We start from the raw sequence: 15,701 nt of genomic DNA, 5'->3' as shown, positions 1-15,701 counted from the left end.
TCAGGTTTGGTAGTGAATAGAATTATAGAAATCAACTACCGATTTAGATTAAACAAATATGTGAACAAAAAACTGAAAAAAAAAATGAAAGGAGGTTGAATTTATACTTTTTTTTTCGCATGATTGTTAACTTTTTGTTCATACTTTCTTAACACTTGTAAAATACATTTTTTAATGGAAAAAACAAATAAAATTAACATAAGAGTTCGGTACAGCGAAACGGATAAAATGGGAGTGGTGTATCATGGAAATTACGCGCAATACCTTGAAATGGCGAGAGTTGAATGGTTAAGGGAGTTGGGAGTCTCTTACCGTTGGATGGAAGACAATGGAGTGATGTTGCCGGTGGTTTCGTTGCAGATAAACTACAAGAAATCCGCACGCTACGACGATGTTTTAACTGTGCAGGCAACCCTCAAAAAAACACCTAGTGTAAAGATAGAATTCGACTACTATATTTTCGATGAAAATGGAGATATTCTAGCTGAAGCGAACACCGTTTTGGCATTTATCGACAGTAAAACTTTTCGACCGATTCGGTGCCCAGAATATATTCTCAACAAATTGTGAAATTTAACATTCTTTTACTTCAATTTCGTAAAATGGTTTGAAGGCTTCCTTTACCTGATGGGACAAACTTTTTCTTATGCTCACCGTAATTTCACAGGAAAGGTTCATCTTTTGATCCACTAAGTCTAAATTTTTCTCTTTAATAACGCGCATTACATTATTCATGTGTTTGTATTCGAAAGCGATCAAGAAATGGGTGTCTACAGTTTTTTCTATGATCTCTGCGGTTTCCAAACTCATTTGTGCCGTGGTTTTGTAGGCATTTATAAGTCCGCCAAACCCTAGCTTTACACCTCCAAAATATCGCACTACAACTATTAACACATCGGTAATATCGAAAGATTGAATCTGACCGTAAATTGGCATCCCAGCAGAATTGGAGGGTTCTCCATCATCATTGGCCCTAAATTGTAGTTTGTCTTTTTCGAAGCCCAGTTGCCAAGCATAACAATGGTGGCGTGCACTGCTATGTTTGTTTTTTACTTCTTCCAAACACAGTTTTATGTCTTCTTCATTACTAATGGGAAAAGCATAGCCAAAGAATTTACTGCCTTTGTCTTTAAATAATACCTCTGGAGCAGGGCTGGCTATGGTCTTGAACAAGTCTTCCACTTTAAAATATTTTTTTAATTCTAAAATGTTAATAATTTCTATTGTGAGTTACTAACATTTCGATGAGCTTAATCAAATTTTTTATTCATTAACTCTGTCACATCCTCTTTTACAGGGGTAAGATGCCAAGTTCGAAGCCCTAGTTTTTGCGCTGTTTCAATATGTTCTTTAGTGTCATCTACAAAAAGCGTGTCTTCTGGCAAAAGTTTATTTTCATTCAATACAAATTCAAATATATCGGCATTTGGTTTTCGATAGTTTATTTCGTGGGACAGATAAAACTTCTCAAAGCACTTTTGGAAGCGGATGTAACACTCCATTCCAATATTTTCCTTTACTTTTTCAATATGCAACGCGTTGGTGTTGCTTAGAAGAAACAGTCTGTAATTATTGCTTTCGGCCAATTCTTCAATAAAATCCAAACGATGCGACGGGATTGTTAAAATAATGCTATTCCAAATTTCTGCAATGCTCTCCTTGGTTTCCTTCGGAAGAAATTCTTGATATCCCTTTGAAAAATCGTTAGTAGAGATAAGGCCCTTTTCGTAATTATTGTTTAAAATTTCGATTTCTCGGGTTACTTTAAAATCGGGATATTTTTTTAAAATTAGTTTTAAGGAGGCTGGTTTGTCGAGGTCTATAAAAACATCTCCGAAATCGAAAATAATATTCTTAATATCCTGCATATGTTGTGCTAACAATTGTTTTTAAATATTTCTAAGGTATCATCACCTAGATGGTGTTTTTCTTCTAGTGCCCTGTTCTGCAATCGGGGAGCCAAAGTGCCATCATTAAAATCTATCTGCCCTTTAAAAATTCTAGCTTCGTCCCATAGGTTGGCGTCGATAAAGGTTTGCAAGGTACGTGCGCCCCCTTCTATAATTATACTTTGTATGTTGTTTTCATAAAGTACTGTTGCAATTTGCCCGGCAATTTCCATATCGTAATTTATGGCTTCGAACGTAATATTCTTAAAAGATGTCTTTGGTGCGTTCGTCTTTTCGTCCATAAGAAAAACAGTAGTAATGCTATCATTCCACACATGGGAGGTGTTTGGGGTTTTTAAGGTTTTATCCAGTACAAACCGAATTGGCGAATTGCCTTTCCAATCTCTGCTGTTTAGTTTAGGATTGTCCATTATAACGGTCGATGTGCCTACGAGGATCGCATGTTCTTCCGTACGCCATTTATGAACCACTTGCCGCGAAAGTTGGTTGGTAATCCATATCGGTTTGCGCTCTTGTTCAGGGTTGGGTAGCGGACTCAAATATCCGTCGTTAGATTGAGCCCATTTTAAAATAATGTAGGGGCGTTTTTGCTCATGAAATGTGAAAAATCGTTTGTTGGAAGCTTTGCATTCATCCTCTAGAACGCCAATGGTCACGTTGCAACCAGCTTCCATGAGTTTTTGTACTCCTCGACCACATACTTTTTCATGAGAATCCAATGTACCAATTACCACATTGGGTATTTTATTTTTTATAATCAAGTCGGCACAGGGAGGCGTCTTTCCAAAATGGGAGCATGGCTCCAGCGTTACATAAATGGTCGCTTTTTTTAAAAGAGAGGTGTCTTTAACCGAATTTATGGCATTTACTTCAGCATGATTCTGGCCGGCGGGACTGGTGTAACCTTCCCCAATAATTCTGTTATTGGCTACAATAACACTTCCTACCATAGGATTGGGATACGTGTTTCCAAGCCCATTTTTAGCGAGCTCGATGCATCTTTTTATGTAGATTTCATGTATCTTCATCCCGAAATTTGTAATGGCAAAAATACTATTAAAACATTGTAATAATTCATGAATATTCGAGAAATTCAGCCAAAAGATAATGTTAGGATGACCGAAATCGTTCGGGAGGTAATTTTAGAAATGGGTGCGCCAAAAGTGGGAACGGCCTACGAAGATGCAGCTCTAGAAAATTTATTTGAAGCCTACAGTAAAGAAAAAGCCGCTTATTTTGTGTTGGAATTGGATGGCAAAGTAGTGGGCGGGGCTGGAATTGCTCATTTAACGAATGAAAAAGAGACCGTTTGCGAACTTCAAAAAATGTACTTTTCCAGCAAAGCCAGAGGCAAGGGGTTTGGAATGCAAATGATGGACACCTGTTTGGAAACCGCCAAGCAATTTGGTTTTGAGCAGTGTTATATCGAAACCATGCCGTATATGACCGATGCCCAAAAGCTCTATAAAAAAGCTGGGTTTTATTACATTGATGCGCCCATGGGCAACACGGGGCATTATTCTTGCCCAGTTTGGATGCTGAAAGATTTGTAAAATTATAATTAGGTTAGTTAAATGAAGTTAGGGGAGCTCCGTGAGATTTATAGAAAAGAATTAAAAGATGTTTATCCCATTCAGGAAATAAACACTTTTTTCAATTGGCTAAGCGAAGCTTATTTGGGATATAAATCTTTTGAAGTGGTGCAAAATATATCGTCTTCTGTTGAGCAGCATCAACAAAATAAGTTCATGGAGGCTTTAGGGTTGCTCAAAAAGGAAAAACCTATTCAACATATTTTAGGGAAAGCATATTTTAATGGATACGATTTCTATGTTAACGAGCATACCTTAATTCCCCGACCAGAGACCGAAGAATTGGTAAGCTGGATCCTTCAAGAAGTAGATGCTTCACAATCATTAAATATTTTGGATATCGGTACAGGAACTGGATGTATCCCTATTTCTTTGGCAAAAAAACTACCTAAGGCCCGAATTTCAGCAGTGGATATTTCTACTGAAGCTTTGAAAATTGCTAAAAAGAATGCTAAATCCTTAAATGCAGAGGTCGTATTTTCGCAGGTAGATATTTTGAAGGTTTCAACCCTTGAAAACTTATTTCCGCATATTGAAAATTTCGATATTATCATTTCCAATCCGCCTTATGTGCGTAATTTGGAGAAAGCCGAAATAAAGAATAACGTTTTAAAATATGAGCCGGAAACAGCATTGTTTGTTGAAGACAACAATGCATTGGTTTTTTATGAAGCCATTGCAAAGTTGGCGGTTAACCATTTACGGAAGGGAGGTAGATTGTTTTTTGAAATCAACCAATATCTAGGGGAAGCAACCGTATCGCTGGTAAAAGCACATGGTTTTGAAACTGTAGTTTTAAAGAAAGATTTATTTCAAAACGACCGAATGATAAAAGCAGAAAAGTAAAAAAAAAACGTTTGAAAAGTAGCTCAAAAGAACCCTTCGAAATACTTAGGGTTGTATAGAAAGCTAGACTTTTCAAACGTCTTAAAACTTAAAAAACTATAGGTTAACTATTTAAGTTTAGCCAATAATTTTTTAGCTACCAGTTCCGATGATGCAGGATTCTGTCCTGTAATTAAAAGACCATCTTCCACAGCGTACTCTGCCCAATCGTCTCCTTTAGAATACTCGCCTCCATTTTTCTTAAGCATATCTTCTACTAAAAATGGAACCACATCGGTTAATTCTACTGCAGCTTCTTCAGAATTCGTAAAACCAGTAACTTTTTTACCTTTTACCAAGGGTTCACCATCTCTATTTTTAGTATTCTTAAAAACTGCAGGAGCGTGGCAAACAGCACTTACAGGCTTTCCGTTTTTGTAAAAATTTTCTATCAAGCTAATGGAATCTTTATCTTCTGCTAAATCCCAAAGTGGACCATGCCCTCCAGGGAAAAATATCGCATCATAATGACCTTCTTCAATAAATTCTAATTTTGTGGTTTTCGAAAGAAGTTCTTGGGTTTCTTTATCATTTTTAAACCGTTTTGTAGCAGGTGTCTGTGCATCGGGTGTATCACTTTTTGGATCGATTGGTGGTTGTCCTCCTTTTGGGGAAGCAAGTGTAATGTCCATTCCTTTATCCTTAAGAAAGTAATATGGTGCCGCAAATTCTTCAATCCAAAATCCGGTTTTTTCTCCTGTATCCCCTAAATCTTCATGACTGGTTAATACAAACAATATTTTTTTCATCTTTTTCTATTTTTATAGTTCAACTTTTTTTCAAAATAACACTTCAAAAGTAAAGAATGAGCCTCACCAAAAAATTGACCTATGATAAGAAATACAGACCAAAATCCTAAAACCCAGCAAGAATTTTATACTATAAGAAAGTTGATATACGGTCGGAATTGCGTAAACGAAAATTCTAATAATTCGCAATGGCCCCAGTAAAAGATGTTGAGAAAGTTATTATAAATCCTTGGCTGGTTTAAACTACCTGCTTTTCCAAGGCGATAAAATGAGTTGTTTTATCAGTGTAAAGAGGAAAAACCTTTAGCTCGCACTTATATTCAGTACCGTCTTTTTTGTAATTGGTAATCACCTTTCGAAAAGGTTGACTGCGTTTTAGATTCCGCTTAATTTCGTTTTTACTCGCTTCTGAAGTTTGTTTCCCTTGAAGAAATTTTGGGTTCTTATTCATGGCAAATCTTTTGGGATAACCTGTCATTTTAGAAAAACCATCGTTTACCCAAACTATTTTCTGGTCTATATCTGTAATTACAAGTGCTTCAAAATCATTTTCCTTAAAAATAGTATTGATGTCGTTTTCCCAGCGATGTTTTTTCGCTATGGCTTTAACCGTTTCGATATCTTTGCTAAGCTTAAGGTTTTCTAGTCTTTCAGAATTAATTAAACTGAAAAAATCCCAGCTCAAAAGAGGCATGGAACTATTTTTTTCTTCTGAAAAAGCAAATTGATTTTTTCCATCATTAAGACCAGAAAAGAAAAGGTCTAAACTCAACATGTTCTTTAAATCATTTTTCATAGCAACTTAGACTAAAGGATTTGTTTGTTTTTGAATATTGATCGTATTACGGGTTTTCCGTAACTCATTACCTATCAAATATAGCGAATTTATAGTGTATATAGGCATAAAAGGCATTTAAACGGATATTTTTACGGCAATTGGATGGAGTGTTTGGTGGGAAAATTGAATTGTTTTATTATTTTTAGGAGTTCAATAATAGCGCAAAATGAAAAAGATAGTTTTTACGGTTCTAGGGATTTTGGGAATAGCCACCTTGATATATTTTTTCACGGGCAAAGATCATAATTGGTCCCAAACAGAAACCTTAAAAGGGTATGATAGCGAGGCGGCAGCCAAAGAAACACCGGTAGAATCTTTTAAAAATATAGAAGCAAAGCCACAGCCTACAAGCGTTAGTGGTGTAAACCCTGCTCATGGGCAGCCCGGCCATAGATGTGATATTGCCGTTGGGGCGCCTCTTAATGCACCAACCAATAATACCATGTTCAACGATCAAGTAATGCTTAATCCAGCACATGGGCAACCGGGGCACCGATGCGATATTAAAGTTGGAGATCCGTTGCCTACAAGTTAATTCATTTGAAATATGAAGACTACCTGCCTCTTGCTCGCACTTCTCTTGCTATTTGCTTGTCAACCCGATAAAAAGCAAAATAAAAAGGAAGAAGCAATACCTGTTATAACCGATTCGGAAGTAGTTTCTTTTAATTGGCTGCTTGGGAAGTGGAAACGATTAAATGAGGAGGAAGGAAAGGAAACCTTTGAGGTTTGGGAAAAATTGAATCCCTCAAAATATGTAGGATTGGGATTCACTATGCAATCCGGCGATACCATTTGGCAGGAACAAATAAAATTGGAAAAAGATGAAAAGAACTGGAATTTTAAGGTTAAGAGTCCGGATGAAGCTTCTTTTACCATTTTTAAGGTAACAGCAATTAGGGAAAACAGCTTCGAATGCGAAAATAAAGATATTGAGTTTCCAAATTCTATAAAATATGACTTGGAAGCTTCGCATTTAAAGGCCACGGTTTCCGGAGGCGAAATGCAAATTAATTTTGATTTCGAGAAATTAAAATAGGAAGTAATTGTTATTGAATTAAGATGAATAACATTTGATGTTTATTAAAGGCGTATAAATTGGTTTGTTCATAAAACTAAAGAAAGTGCGGATGTTCCATTTGGTTTGCATTTTCGAAATTAGGCACTTCAACAAGTCTCAAATCATTCAGAAGCACGTTAGCTAGAAGCGAAACTCAACGATGAAAAAATATGTACCCATAATTCTAACCTTATCGATACTAAAATTTATCATACAATGGTTAGCGAATAGAAACTATGGTTTTCATCGTGATGAGCTACTTCATTTATCCGTAAGTGAGCATTTAGATTGGGGATTTATGGAATTCCCGCCTTTTATAGGTGCAATAGGGAAATTATCGTACTGGCTTTTTGATTATTCCCTTTTGGGAGTAAGGCTATTTCCTACCTTAGCGGGTGTCGCTATTCTCGTATTATGTTGTTTAATTGCAAAGGAACTTGGCGGCAAGTCGAAAGCTATCTTGCTTGCTGGAATTTGCGTGCTGGCATTTCTTCCTTTTTATAGAAATCATACCCTGTTTCAACCGGTAGCTTTTGATCAACTGTTTTGGACGCTCGGATTCTTCTTCATTGTTAAATTTATAAATTCAAAAAATAAAAAATTCCTTATCCTTTTGGGTATTACCTTCGGGTTGGGGCTACTGAACAAGTACACCATAATAGTCTGGGCATTCGGAGTTTTTATTGGATTGTTTTTCTATAAAAAAGGGGTGCTTTTTAAAAACAAATGGCTATACCTATCGGTTTTGATTTCATTATTAATTTTCTTGCCTAACCTAATCTGGCAAATTCAAAATGAATTTCCGCTTCTAGAGCACTTGCAAGCCTTGAATGCAAATCAGCTAAATAAAATTACTCGCTTAGAATTTGTGCTTGAACAATTAAACTTTCCGTTTACACTAATTATAAGTCTTATTGGTCTCATTTCATTGTTTACAGATAGATATTTGAAAAAATACAAAACTATTGGAGTTGCTTCGATCGTGATTTTTTCTGTAATGTGGCTTCTCCATTCTAAAGCCTATTATGTGTTTGCAATCTATCCCGTTCTTTTTGCAAGTGGAGCGGTAAAGATTGAGCGTTTATTTTCTAAAAAGTCAGTTTGGGTTTATGCAATTGCTGTTGTCACTTTGGTTCCTTTTGTATATTTTATTCCGGAAGCCACACCATTACTGCCAATTGAAAAATATGTCGATTATAAAAATCTCAAGGAAGAAAATGAACGGGTAGAGTTAACAGGGGATTATGCAGATATGTTTGGCTGGGAAGAACAAGTAAAGTTAGTGGATAGCGTATATCAATCATTGAACCCCAGCGAAAAAATAAACTGTGTTCTGTGGGCTGAAAATTATGGAGAAGCTGGAGTACTTAAAATTTTAGAAAAAAAATATAATTTACCAAATCCGATAAGCAGGCATGGGAGTTTTTGGACTTGGGGCTACGGAAATAAAAATGCGAGTGTTTACATTAGTTTAGGCAATGAAAAACCGTCTGTTGAACACGTTTTTGAGGAAGTCCATTTAGTTAAGATTATTACTCACAAATATGTGATTGGTGAAGAAAACGGAATTCCACTCTATATATGTAGAAAACCGAAAGTCGATATTGAAAAATGGTGGAAAGACTATAAAGAACATGTCTTTGACTAATAAAATTAGTGGCTAAAACCGCTTAAAAAATGACTAAAACTAAATTGACGATCCTTTCTTTTCTTGTTTTTATACCTATTTCTATTCCTGCAAAAATCAATAAGAAATAACCCAATTGATTCTAACACAGAACATCCGAGTAACAAAGAACAAATTGAAGATATAGCGGTAAAGGATATTTCTACTTTAGAAGTCCAATATAGAGTTAATTTGAAAGCTTATGAATTTGTTCAATAGCCTTAAAAATGGAGAGGACTCAAGTTTTTATTTAGCAGAAAATTAGATGCTTGTCTATCACGAAGACCATCGATGATATAGCAGAAACCAAAGCTTTTTTATTAGGGGGTAAAGCTAGATTGAGGGCTCCGATTCCATGGGTTGCGTCTTATTCAGAAATCGGTTTAGGAGCTTCTGTAGAAAAGTTTAAAACTTTTACAGATTTTGATAATATCGAGAAAAAAGGTTTTATTTATCACATCCCTTTTGCATTCGGACTAGAATTGGGACCCAATCATAATGTGGATCTGGGAATCGCTTATTTTTTCCAACCTTCGGTACAGCAGTTTGCCGGTGCGGTTGAATTTGGGTTAACATTTCCGCTAAGCAGTAAATAAGGGAATTTTGTTTTTTCTTGTGAAAGGTAGTTGTACCTGGAAAATGAATACTAACAATTTAGCCCAACTCAATCATTTTATACGATTGATGGGTCTTTTTTACTACGTTCTCAGTGCGTTCGGGATGGGTGTCGCTTATAAATATCTGTCCGAATTCGTCTTGATCTACCAATGCTATAATCTGACTCACCCGGTTTTCATCCAGCTTGTCAAAAATATCATCCAGCAGTAGAATAGGGGTGTGGCCGGCCTGTGCTTTTATAAAATCGAATTGCGCCAGCTTGAGTGCTATTAAAAAGGATTTTTGTTGTCCCTGGCTACCAAACTTCTTTATGGGGTAGTCGCCAATTTCAAAACTTAAATCATCTTTATGTGTTCCCACCGAAGTATATTGGAGCGCCTTGTCTTTATTTAAATGTTCTTTAAAAAGGGTCTGGAGATCTTTGTCTAGCAGCTGACTTTGATAGGTTAGATTAATTTCTTCCTTACCGCCGGAAATAGAAGCATACCGCTTTTTAAAAATAGGGATAAAAGTTTCCAGAAAACGTTTACGCGCCTCATGAATTTTATGTCCGTATTCCTGCATTTGCTCATTATAGACCGCCAGGGTATCGGCATTAAAGGTGTTGTTAAGCGCAAAGTATTTAAGAAGGGAGTTGCGTTGTGCCAGAATTTTATTGTAATTAATAAGCTGCTGCAAATAAGGCTTATTGCTTTGGGAGATTACACTGTCCATAAACTTACGCCTGGTTTCGCTACCTTCAATAATTAAGTCCCTATCTGCTGGGGAGATAATCACCAGAGGTAGAAAGCCGATGTGCTCAGAGAGTTTGTCGTAGAGTTTGCCGTTGCGCTTTATTATTTTTTTCTGCCCCTTTTTTAGGCTACAGGTAATTTTTTCCTCTTTCTCATCACGAAGGTACTCTCCAGTGATCACAAAAAAGCTTTCCCCATGCTTTATATTCTGAGACGCAATGGGGTTAAAATAACTTTTGCCAAAGGAAAGTACGTAAATGGCATCGAGGGCATTGGTTTTTCCAATACCATTTCGCCCCACAAAACAATTTATTTTCGCATCGAACTCAAAGTCTTTAGAGTCGAAATTTTTAAAATTTATAAGTGATAGTCTTTCTAATTGCATCTACCCAATGCTTCTTTTAAGAAATAGGTTTTTACTAGATTTTTATGGAGTAAATAGGTATTTTAAAATACCTGCTGTTGCATTTAAAAAACTCCTGTGGACGAAATTAACAAAATAAAAAATGCAGCGATTGAAATAATCAAATAAATTCCCTTTCCTATTTGAATAAAAATTTTATTTTTGCGAGGCTTAATAAAAATGTAGACATGGCAACGTATAAGAAAAGAGGCTATAAAAAACCGCATCAGAAAGAAGATCATAACGTTCATGATGAACATAGTACTACCGAGGAGGTATTCAGTACGTTAGATGAAAGTGCTAGTAAGACAGAGGAATGGGTAGCTAGGAATCAAAAATACATTTTAGGGGGAATAGGGATTGTAGTGCTTGTGGTGCTCGGTTTTTTAGGATACCAACAATTTGTTTTAAAACCAAAAGAGGCAGAAGCGTCCAACGAAATGTTTTTCGCACAGCAATATTTCGATGAGGCTGTAAATAATACTGCCAAAGATTCCCTTTATGGGTTGGCGCTAAACGGTGCAGAAGGAAAATACGGTTTAATAGATATAATAGATAATTACGGCGGAACCAAAGCAGCTAACCTGGCGCATTACAGTGCGGGAATGGCTTATTTGAATACCCAAAAGTACGACCAAGCGATAAAGTATTTAGAAGATTTTAAATCCGATGATCCTATTCTAGGGGCCTTGGCAAAAGGTGGTATTGGAGATGCCTTTGTACAATTGGGGCAAGAAGAAGATGCATTGGGGTATTACGAGAAAGCTATTTCGCATTCCGACAACGATTTTACAACCCCGAAGTTCTTATTTAAAGCGGGTGTACTTTCTTTGCAAGACGGTAAAGCTGAAAAAGCTTTAAAATACTTCAACAGAATAAAGAATGAATATTCCGACTCTGAAGAGGGAAGAACGATCGATATTTATATCGGTAAAGCTGAAACGCTTAAATAAGCAATAGCTAACTTTGTATCAGTTGGAATAATTTTTTTACTGATATTACAATAAAATTATGGCTACAGAAAATAAAAATTTATCAGTTTATGATAAAGCTACAATCCCAAATGCGAAAGACTTTCGGTTTGGGATTGTTGTTTCAGAATGGAATTCCGAAATAACAGAAGCACTTTGCAAAGGCGCAATGGATGCCCTTTTAGATTGCGGGGCAGTGGTGGAAAATATTATACGTTGGGATGTGCCAGGAAGTTTTGAACTTACCCATGGTGCCAAAAAAATGATTAAAAAGCACGAACCGCACGCCATTATAGCCATAGGGAGTGTTATTCAAGGAGAAACCAAACATTTCGATTTTGTTTGCAATGCTACTGCTGAAGGAATTAAAGATTTAAACGTGCTTTACGACACAGCCGTTATTTTTTGTGTGCTTACCGATAATACCCTGCAACAGGCAATTGATAGGAGTGGAGGTAAACATGGCAATAAAGGTACAGAAGCTGCTATTGCAGCGATTAAAATGGCGGCATTGGGGAATTAATTTCCAAAAACCTTGTTTTCGAGGTAACAATCATCTAAGAAAAGAATAGGAGCGTGATTACAGATATTTTTGTAGCGATGTTGTGGAGTATATCACCTTTTGGGGAAGCAAAAGTGGGGATACCGTATGCTATTTTTAATGAAGTAAATATGTATTTGGCTTTTGCAGCTTGTTTTGTGGCCAACGTTTTTGTTTTCCCCGTGATGATGTTCTTTTTAGATTCCTTAAATGCGCATTTACTTAAGTGGAAATTCTATAAAAAAAGTGCCATTAAGGTAGCACGCCGAGTAAAAACAGGCGCTGGATCTGGAATCAGTAGATTTGGTTTTTGGGGTGTTTTGTTTTTTGTAATGTTGCCCATTCCTGGTACAGGGGTCTATGCTGGTAGTATTGCAGCTTACCTTTTTAGAATGCCCTATCAACAAGCGTTTTTAGCAAATACCATTGGTATTTTTATATCGTGTGTAATGGTTATGATAATGACTATGGCTACGTATCATGGAGTGAAATAGGGGGTATTATGACAATTTTGAAAGTTTTTTAGTTTGAGGTCTCCCGTGAGTTCGAACAATTTAAAAAGAAAGTTTTACAACGATAACACTTTGCAGCTTTGATACTTAGTCATTCTGCTACTTAACAACTCCTCAATTAACCGATTTAACATACTCGCAAAATGAAAAAAAGGCCATCGATTAGGACGGCCTCTATTATAGATTTTAAGGTGTTTTAGAAGAAATAAGAAACCCCGAAATAAACATTGGAAAGGCTTAGATCAATAAAAAAACGATTCGACTCTGAATCAATATTTCTTGGAGAATTATCGTTGCTTGACTTTCTATATTCATATCCTGCCCTTCCAACAGTACTTTCCAATGCCCAATGCTCATTTAAAAAGTAGTTTAAACCGGGCTTAATACCTACAAAAAATACATTTCTATAATCATATGAATTTAAAAAAGTAGGATTGTCTATTGAGTCTTCATCAAATAGCTCTTCGGCTTTACTTTCTCCGTAGCTGTAAGCGAGATCGGTCTGAAAGAAAAACATCAATTTTTTACCAAGTCCAATATACCGCCTAACAAAAGGATTAACCCCAAAACTATTTCCTGTAAATCGACTTTCACGTACCAAAACTTCATTTTCGAAGTTCTTACTTTTAGTTCGACCATAACTGTAGCCAAGTTCCATGCCTAAAGTCCAATTTTTGGCAATAGCATAGCCCAATCTAGGTGATACGCTAAACTCGATACGTTCTGATTCTCCATTTTCTGGAATACCATTATTTCCATAATGGGCATCACTGTTTATAAAATTTATCGAAATGCTTCCACCGGTAAACCAAGTGCCTTTTGGGATATAGACTTTTCCGTTGGATTCTTTAATTTGAGATTGTGCCGTAAAAACGACAATGGACAGAAGTAGAGTAGCAAAAATGTTTTTCATTATATATGGTTTTATTGTTTAGCGAAAACAGTCACAAACAATATTCCATATTAGTTTTTCCAATGTAAACAAAATGTAAATTAAATTTTAAAATATTGAGATTTTAAAATTTTTAGTATCGAACTCAGTTTATAATGTAGTGAAATCTAATTTAGAATTATGCTCGATTCTTGAAGTTGGCTGTTTGAAGGGTTTTTTGCTAAAAGTTTCAAGTTTATTTAGATACCGACAGTAAGAGAAGGCAGAGAAATCAAACGAGGATTAGTAACTTTATTTGATATCTCACTTCGGTCGATATGACGTCGAAAATCTGCTTACTGAACACTGAAGATTACCAATGGATTATTACCTTCTGAAAGCTTAAATACTTGCCGAATTCATCAATTAACTAACTCATAAACTACTTTCCGGCACATTTATTCAAAGCACCTAATATTTTTTGCTCTGTTTGTGTAGTTAGGTTTAGGTAATATGCTTTCGTCTGTGCCAAGGTTTCGTTATTCAGCACATTGTCTTCCCTAGCATAGCCACCTTTTAAAACATTTAAAGCTTCTTGGCAACCCAAAGCTTGTGCTAATTCTTTGTAGTTGTTTTCTAAATCGAACAAAGCCTGTTCCGCCAGGTGTTTCAGTCGAAGTTGCTTCTCCAATTCCAATTGTCGGTTAATACGTGCCTGCTCTGCCAATTGCTGTTGCTTGGCAATTTTTTCATCCAAAAGCCTTTGCTGTTCCATCAATCGTTGTTTTTCGGCTTCCAATTGTTGTTGTTGGGTAAGTAAACTATTGCTGGATGCTTGTGCTTCTACTGGTGCAGTAGCTATGGCAGGTTCCGTAGAAGCCACATCAGCGGTGGATGTTTCGGTTTCATAACTTACAGAAGAGGCGTTGGTGGTGCACACATCCAATTTGGTCATTAACGTTTGAAGAAACTCATAACCGTGTTTTGCGTAGAAACGTCCGGCTTCCCAGTCGATAGGGTCTTCGGCTTGTTTAAGGTTATCAAGTCCGTCTATAATCGGACTCACAGCGTCGTTGCAACCACAGCTTTCTACTAAGGTTTTGGCCTTTTCCAAAGCATCTATGGCACGACCAGCATAATATTTTTGATGATCGAAATTATCAGAACTAAGTGATTTCTTGGTGTGTGCCAAAGCATAACTTGCCTGTGAGTAGGCAGAACTGCATTGCGCGGTTGAGATTTTAACACATAGAAGGAATAATAGAAAAAGCGTAATGTTCTTCATAACATATAATCTTAAGTTCATTAATTTGGGCAAAGCAATATTACAATATTAATTGTACTTTTAAAAAACTTTGTGGTAAACTTATTTCCAATTGTGGTCAAGATCATTCAGGTTTGTTCTTAAAACAGGATCGTAATTGTATGATTTTGTATTTCTAGATCATTTTTGGATTTTAAAATTTTTTATATGGACAAAATTAAAACCTCTGCTTATCGGGTAGATACCAACATAAGGTTAAAAGAGGTGCCTACGAGAAATGATTTGGGTACTTCGGAAGATGAATTGAAAGATCGTCTAAAGCACATTAGAAAAAAACTTGGGTATTTTCAGGATATCATTTATGCACATGGTAAATACAGCGTGCTTATTTGTTTTCAGGGAATCGATACCGCTGGAAAAGACAGCTTAATACGGGAGGTTTTTAAAGACTTTAATTCTCGTGGGGTAGTAGTGCATAGCTTTAAAACCCCAACCGATCTAGAGCGGAAACACGATTATCTGTGGCGACATTACATCGCATTGCCAGCAAGGGGTAAATTTGGGGTATTTAATAGAACACATTACGAGAATGTATTGGTTACACGCGTGCACCCCGAATATATTTTAGGGGAGAATATTCCAGGAATTAATTCCGTTGAGGATATTACTGAAGCTTTTTGGCACGAACGTTTTGAGCAGATCAAAAATTTTGAGAAACATTTAGCGGAGAATGGAACTATAATTTTTAAATTTTTCCTTCATTTGTCCAAGTCGGAACAAAAAAACCGTTTGTTGAGAAGGCTTAATTTACCGGAAAAGAACTGGAAATTTTCTCCTGATGATCTCAAGGAACGAGTCCTTTGGGATGAATACCAAAAATATTACGAAGAGGCCATTAATGTTACTTCAACGGAAAAAGCACCGTGGTACATTGTTCCTGCGGATAATAAAAAGGCAGCCAGGGTAATTGTGGCAGATATTTTATACGATGAGCTCAGGGATTATAAAGACATAGAATATCCCACACTCGATCCAAAAATTAAAAAACATTTAGATAATTACAAAGAGCAATTAAATAAAGAATAAT

General features: G+C 36.2%; 19 protein-coding genes. 11 read left to right on the top strand and 8 right to left on the bottom strand.

Features of this window, described 5'->3' with window-relative positions:
• The first annotated feature begins 174 nt into the window (after nt 1–174).
• Nucleotides 175–570 carry an acyl-CoA thioesterase gene (locus tag HX109_RS01315; protein WP_178949428.1) on the top strand — a complete coding sequence of 132 codons (396 nt, stop codon included), beginning with the start codon at nt 175–177 and terminating at the stop codon, nt 568–570.
• Between the two features lie 3 nt (nt 571–573).
• Here the strand turns inward: HX109_RS01315 and HX109_RS01310 are convergent, their stop codons facing one another.
• The 3 genes from HX109_RS01310 to ribD form a co-directional block, all read right to left on the bottom strand.
• Nucleotides 574–1,182 (bottom strand): IMPACT family protein, encoded by a 609-nt coding sequence (locus HX109_RS01310; RefSeq protein ID WP_178949427.1) that lies wholly within the window; start codon nt 1,180–1,182, stop codon nt 574–576.
• 68 nt (nt 1,183–1,250) lie between these two features.
• Nucleotides 1,251–1,883 carry an HAD family hydrolase gene (locus HX109_RS01305; RefSeq protein WP_255462731.1) on the bottom strand — a complete coding sequence of 211 codons (633 nt, stop codon included), beginning with the start codon at nt 1,881–1,883 and terminating at the stop codon, nt 1,251–1,253.
• On the bottom strand, nt 1,877–2,938 hold the full coding sequence (ribD, locus tag HX109_RS01300) for a bifunctional diaminohydroxyphosphoribosylaminopyrimidine deaminase/5-amino-6-(5-phosphoribosylamino)uracil reductase RibD (protein ID WP_178949426.1): 1,062 nt from the start codon (nt 2,936–2,938) through the stop codon (nt 1,877–1,879). Before ribD ends, HX109_RS01305 begins: the two co-directional genes overlap by 7 nt.
• A 48-nt stretch (nt 2,939–2,986) precedes the next feature.
• On the opposite strand from ribD, the gene HX109_RS01295 reads away from it, so the two are divergent.
• Together HX109_RS01295 and prmC are read left to right on the top strand one after the other, a co-directional pair.
• Nucleotides 2,987–3,463: a GNAT family N-acetyltransferase gene (locus HX109_RS01295; RefSeq protein ID WP_178949425.1), complete on the top strand. Its 477-nt coding sequence runs from the start codon at nt 2,987–2,989 to the stop codon at nt 3,461–3,463.
• A gap of 21 nt (nt 3,464–3,484) precedes the next feature.
• Entirely contained in the window at nt 3,485–4,348 is an 864-nt protein-coding gene (prmC, locus tag HX109_RS01290) for a peptide chain release factor N(5)-glutamine methyltransferase (protein ID WP_178949424.1), read from the top strand.
• A 107-nt stretch (nt 4,349–4,455) separates the two neighbouring features.
• On the opposite strand, the gene HX109_RS01285 is transcribed toward prmC, so the two are convergent.
• Entirely contained in the window at nt 4,456–5,136 is a 681-nt protein-coding gene (locus tag HX109_RS01285) for a type 1 glutamine amidotransferase domain-containing protein (protein ID WP_178949423.1), read from the bottom strand.
• 238 nt (nt 5,137–5,374) lie between these two features.
• Entirely contained in the window at nt 5,375–5,932 is a 558-nt protein-coding gene (locus HX109_RS01280) for a PAS domain-containing protein (RefSeq protein ID WP_178949422.1), read from the bottom strand.
• 208 nt (nt 5,933–6,140) lie between these two features.
• On the opposite strand from HX109_RS01280, the gene HX109_RS01275 reads away from it, so the two are divergent.
• The 4 genes from HX109_RS01275 (at nt 6,141) to HX109_RS01260 (ending at nt 9,296) form a co-directional block, all read left to right on the top strand.
• Complete coding sequence (locus HX109_RS01275) at nt 6,141–6,509, top strand: hypothetical protein (protein WP_178949421.1); 369 nt, start codon at nt 6,141–6,143, stop codon at nt 6,507–6,509.
• Nucleotides 6,510–6,521: 12 nt separating this feature from the next.
• Nucleotides 6,522–7,013, top strand: coding sequence for a DUF6265 family protein (locus tag HX109_RS01270; RefSeq protein WP_178949420.1), 492 nt, complete (start codon nt 6,522–6,524; stop codon nt 7,011–7,013).
• Nucleotides 7,014–7,194: 181 nt separating this feature from the next.
• Nucleotides 7,195–8,682, top strand: a complete 1,488-nt coding sequence (locus tag HX109_RS01265) for an ArnT family glycosyltransferase (protein ID WP_178949419.1) — start codon at nt 7,195–7,197, stop codon at nt 8,680–8,682.
• 287 nt (nt 8,683–8,969) lie between these two features.
• Nucleotides 8,970–9,296, top strand: a complete 327-nt coding sequence (locus HX109_RS01260; protein WP_178949418.1) for a hypothetical protein — start codon at nt 8,970–8,972, stop codon at nt 9,294–9,296.
• 58 nt (nt 9,297–9,354) lie between these two features.
• Here HX109_RS01260 and recF read toward each other — a convergent pair whose 3' ends face one another.
• Nucleotides 9,355–10,437, bottom strand: a complete 1,083-nt coding sequence (gene recF / locus HX109_RS01255) for a DNA replication/repair protein RecF (protein ID WP_178949417.1) — start codon at nt 10,435–10,437, stop codon at nt 9,355–9,357.
• 206 nt (nt 10,438–10,643) lie between these two features.
• On the opposite strand from recF, the gene HX109_RS01250 reads away from it, so the two are divergent.
• From HX109_RS01250 to HX109_RS01240, 3 genes are read left to right on the top strand one after another with little or no spacing between them, the layout of a single operon-like run.
• Complete coding sequence (locus HX109_RS01250) at nt 10,644–11,408, top strand: tetratricopeptide repeat protein (protein WP_178949416.1); 765 nt, start codon at nt 10,644–10,646, stop codon at nt 11,406–11,408.
• 58 nt (nt 11,409–11,466) lie between these two features.
• On the top strand, nt 11,467–11,949 hold the full coding sequence (ribH, locus tag HX109_RS01245) for a 6,7-dimethyl-8-ribityllumazine synthase (protein ID WP_178949415.1): 483 nt from the start codon (nt 11,467–11,469) through the stop codon (nt 11,947–11,949).
• A 53-nt stretch (nt 11,950–12,002) separates the two neighbouring features.
• A complete protein-coding gene (locus tag HX109_RS01240) occupies nt 12,003–12,461 on the top strand; it encodes a COG2426 family protein (RefSeq protein ID WP_178949414.1) in 459 nt (152 codons plus the stop codon).
• Nucleotides 12,462–12,675: 214 nt separating this feature from the next.
• Here the strand turns inward: HX109_RS01240 and HX109_RS01235 are convergent, their stop codons facing one another.
• Nucleotides 12,676–13,392, bottom strand: coding sequence for an outer membrane beta-barrel protein (locus HX109_RS01235; RefSeq protein ID WP_178949413.1), 717 nt, complete (start codon nt 13,390–13,392; stop codon nt 12,676–12,678).
• Between the two features lie 400 nt (nt 13,393–13,792).
• Nucleotides 13,793–14,635 carry a hypothetical protein gene (locus tag HX109_RS01230; RefSeq protein WP_178949412.1) on the bottom strand — a complete coding sequence of 281 codons (843 nt, stop codon included), beginning with the start codon at nt 14,633–14,635 and terminating at the stop codon, nt 13,793–13,795.
• Between the two features lie 186 nt (nt 14,636–14,821).
• Between HX109_RS01230 and HX109_RS01225 the strand changes: the two genes are divergently transcribed.
• The gene (locus tag HX109_RS01225; RefSeq protein ID WP_178949411.1) at nt 14,822–15,700 is read left to right on the top strand and encodes a PPK2 family polyphosphate kinase; all 879 of its coding nucleotides are present in this window, start codon (nt 14,822–14,824) and stop codon (nt 15,698–15,700) included.
• Nucleotide 15,701: the final 1 nt, after the last annotated feature.

Origin of the sequence: Galbibacter sp. BG1, from assembly GCF_013391805.1 — a bacterium.
Lineage (GTDB): Bacteria > Bacteroidota > Bacteroidia > Flavobacteriales > Flavobacteriaceae > Galbibacter.
Note: the sequence above shows the minus strand (reverse complement) of the source record. Positions and strands in the feature narration are given on the sequence as shown.